The 3690-nt window shown below is 32.1% G+C and carries 3 protein-coding genes; all 3 read left to right on the forward strand.

Annotated features, from left to right (window positions below; all coding sequences use genetic code 11):
• The coding region (locus RM553_RS19145; RefSeq protein ID WP_311536572.1) for a hypothetical protein at positions 1 to 975 on the forward strand (975 nt) is incomplete at its 5' end.
• A gap of 545 nt (positions 976 to 1520) precedes the next feature.
• Positions 1521 to 2534 carry an IS30 family transposase gene (locus tag RM553_RS19150; protein WP_311536573.1) on the forward strand — a complete coding sequence of 338 codons (1014 nt, stop codon included), beginning with the start codon at positions 1521 to 1523 and terminating at the stop codon, positions 2532 to 2534.
• 48 nt (positions 2535 to 2582) lie between these two features.
• Positions 2583 to 3557, forward strand: coding sequence for a gliding motility protein GldB-related protein (locus tag RM553_RS19155; protein ID WP_311536574.1), 975 nt, complete (start codon positions 2583 to 2585; stop codon positions 3555 to 3557).
• Positions 3558 to 3690 lie beyond the last annotated feature (133 nt).

Genomic DNA, 3690 nt, shown 5'->3' on the forward strand with positions numbered 1-3690 from the left:
GGCATTAATTATTTAGACAAAACTTTGAGTAAAAAAGAAACCAATAAACTATATGATGAGATTATAGAAAGTTTAATCCAAGAGACGAGTCTAGAACTTTCTTTACACAATATCAAAATTGATAATGCCTTCGAAGAATTAAAAGAAAATTTAAGTGAGTCTCGTAAAAATAGATCTAATCAAAGTAGAAAGAACAGTCAGCTATTTAATAATAATTACCATTTTGAAAAAGAATTTTTCGAACTACTCATTTTGCAATATGAAAGCCTTTGGATAATTCTAACTAGGACTATTTATCTTGAAGAATATGATTTAAAAATTAAAGGTTTAAAGAAAAGAAAATTAGTAATGTTTCTTTTCATATTAAACAATCAAATAAATAACCTGAATTCTGTCTTGAAATTATCTAAGAGTGGATATTTTCAAAATTCTGATAGAATATTTAGAAATTTTATTGAGTTATCTGAGAAAAGCCTAGCAATTTTATTTGATGATAAATATTTTTCCCTTTTTCAAGAAGAAACATCTTCAAAAAAAGAAGAATTTGATAAATGGCATAAACAAAAACCTTCCAAAACGTTTGAAATTGTAAAAAAAGCACTGTCTACCTTAGAAAATGATGAATTTTATAGTCTCTTTTACGAAGTAAGAGATAAGCTTTATAATAAGCATTCAAAAGTTGTCCACGGAGATTTTGAATCTATATTAAGAGGCTCTATTTATTACGATAAAAACTCAGAACTACTAAGAATGTATTTATATGGCAATGTGGATGATAATCTTAAACATAATTTGAATGGTTATTTAATTTACCTAAAAATTATGATTCAAGCTCAAACTGTCATTTTAGTAAAAGATTTTAATCTTCATTTCGGACAATTTAGAGAAGATGGAGATTATTACATATTTTTAAATTCTTTAACCGATAAGATTTTTAAAGTTTATCTAAAATTGTTTCAAACTCAAAATAACTAATGCCAACAACGCATACCGCAAATGGCGGGTTTTCTAGAAAAGAACTAAATTAGTTTCCATAACAAGCAAAATCGGTAAGCCGACAAATCCGCATCCAAAAATCCGCGCCACTTGTCGTTATGCGAGACCGTTACCAACAAGAGCGCGGCTTATTTTTACAGTTTTCATATAATAAAAAAAGGATTTATATACATTTCGTTTTCGAACCTGGAAATTAACTCAACGGGAAGTTCAGTTTTTCAGTTCATGTATAAAAAAAGAGCTATTACAAAATTTTGCCCTGGCGCATAAAAAATTTCACGATTAATAAAGAGAACTTTTAATAATGTACCTTTTCCGCGCTCCAGTAGGTAACAACGGTTAAATCAAATTGCGCTGAACCAGTAAAAAGTTATATTTTAGATCTTAACTATTATACGGCCTAGCTGAAAAATTCAAGTCTTCAATCGCAACTTGCATTAACCGCGGCCGTTGTAGAGCATATTTAAACAAGATCCTGAGTTCAATAACTTAACGCAACAAATCATAACTTTTAGATTTGTTGAATGGAACTTAAAAAACATCGGAGACTATCCTATAAGGAAAGGGTTATTATACAGTCTCTTTTAGAAGAAAATAAGTCCAAATCTTTTATTGCCAACAAGCTGAGTAGAACCCGATCTACCATTACCAGAGAAGTCAATAAATGGGTGACAAAACCTACGGAAAAGTACAATGCTGATCTGGCTCAATGGAATGCAAAAGACGATTATCTCAATAAGAGAAATAAGGACAAAATGAGCACTTATAAAAGGCTCTGCATTTATGTTTACAAAGGACTTTTGAAAGACTGGTCTCCGGAACAAATCTCCGGGAGGATCAAAGAAGATTACCCTAATGATCCGGTCATGACTATTTCTCACGAAGCGATTTATCAGCACATCTATAACAAGCCACAAGCCAGGCTTAATTTAAAGCTCATTAAACTCTTGGCCAGGGGAACTCAGCGAAGAAGATCTAGAAAGAAACGCAGGACAAAAGGAAGCAGGATTATCGATCAGGTCAGTATTGACCAGCGGCCAGCGCATATTAACCTTCGAGAAGAAAGCGGCCATTGGGAAGGAGATCTCATGGTGGGAGCCAATCATAAAAGTGTGATAGGGACTATTGTAGAACGAAAATTCAGGTACACCCTAATCGTTAAATTAGACAATAAAAAGGCTAATCACATCAGCAAGAAATTCTCCAAAACATTGAATCAAATGGAACCAATTTTTAAGCGAACGATGACTTACGATAACGGAATTGAAATGGCCGGACATAAAAAAATCACTCAAAAAACAGGAATGAAAATCTACTTTGCTCACCCCTATTCCTCCTGGGAAAGAGGAACCAACGAAAACACAAATGGACTCATCAGAAGGTATCTTCCAAAAGGAACAAACTTTAATAACATCGATGAAAAACAATTGAAAATTATACAGGACAAACTCAATAACAGACCCCGCAAAATCCTGGGCTTTAAAACACCGCAGGAAATGATGGATCTTGAACGAAAAAAATTATATTTGAATACCTAACTTCTAACTACGCTTTGTTGCGTTACAACCTTGAATCCAGCGATAATTTTGCAAAAAAAGAATAAGAAAAAACTAAGTCTATTACTTCTATTATCAATTTTAGTTCAATCCTGTTCCATATTCAATTCCAGGTTAGAAACATCTGAAAACCCAAAAGATTCAAACTTTATAACTTCAGATATTGACAACTTTTATCAAGCATTTGATTTAGCTACGAAAGATTCAACAAACGCTGAAAGTATATTTAATCAATATTATTTCAAAAAAGGTTCTCCAGGATTAGATGATTTCTACAAAACAAAAATCCAATCAAAAGAAAAATTCACAGAATTCGTTCTTGCTTTCGAAGATTATTATCAATCCATAAAAAAAGATATTTCCAATTTAGATGATTTACAAAGTCAGATTGACAACAATTTTCAAGAATTTGAAAATCTATATCCACAAGCTAAATTTCCAGATGTTTATTTCCTAGTTGGAAAATTTCAATCCAATGGAACCATTTCTAATGAAGGATTATTAATCGGCACAGAAATGCTTGCAAAAACATCAGATTCAGACACCGTAAATTGGAATGAAGATATTCTAAGAATTAGTCTGGAAAGAAAACATATTCCAATAACTGTAAGCCACGAAATAGTCCATTTTAATCAAGATAAAATGAAAGATGGTAACACGCTACTTTGGAAAAGTATCCGAGAAGGTTCAGCCGAGTTTATAGCAGAATTAATAAGCGGAGAAACTGATGCTGACTATACAAAATTTAAAGGCAGAGAAATGGAGATATGGAATGATTTCAAAGAAGAAAAAAACAAAAGTATTTGGAGATCATGGCAACAAGAAAGTGAAGAAAGACCAAGAAATGCAGGATATTGGATGGGTTATACAATTTGTAAAGCTTACTACGAACAAATTCAAGATCCAGAAAAAACTGTCCAAGATATTTTAAGTATAAAAGATTATTCAGAGTTTCTAAGAAAAAGTAAAGTTGAACAATATATCCAAACCAATTTTGGAACATAAATACGCTCTACAACATCGGTTAATTGCAAATAACGGGCAGTTTGCTGAAAATGTTTATTTTAGAGATCAATCATTTAAAGTACTAAGCCGACAAATCCGCGTTTCTATTCCCGCAACTTGCGATAACCGGAGA

Origin of the sequence: Autumnicola tepida (genome assembly GCF_031846485.1) — a bacterium.
GTDB classification, from domain to species: domain Bacteria; phylum Bacteroidota; class Bacteroidia; order Flavobacteriales; family Flavobacteriaceae; genus Autumnicola; species Autumnicola tepida.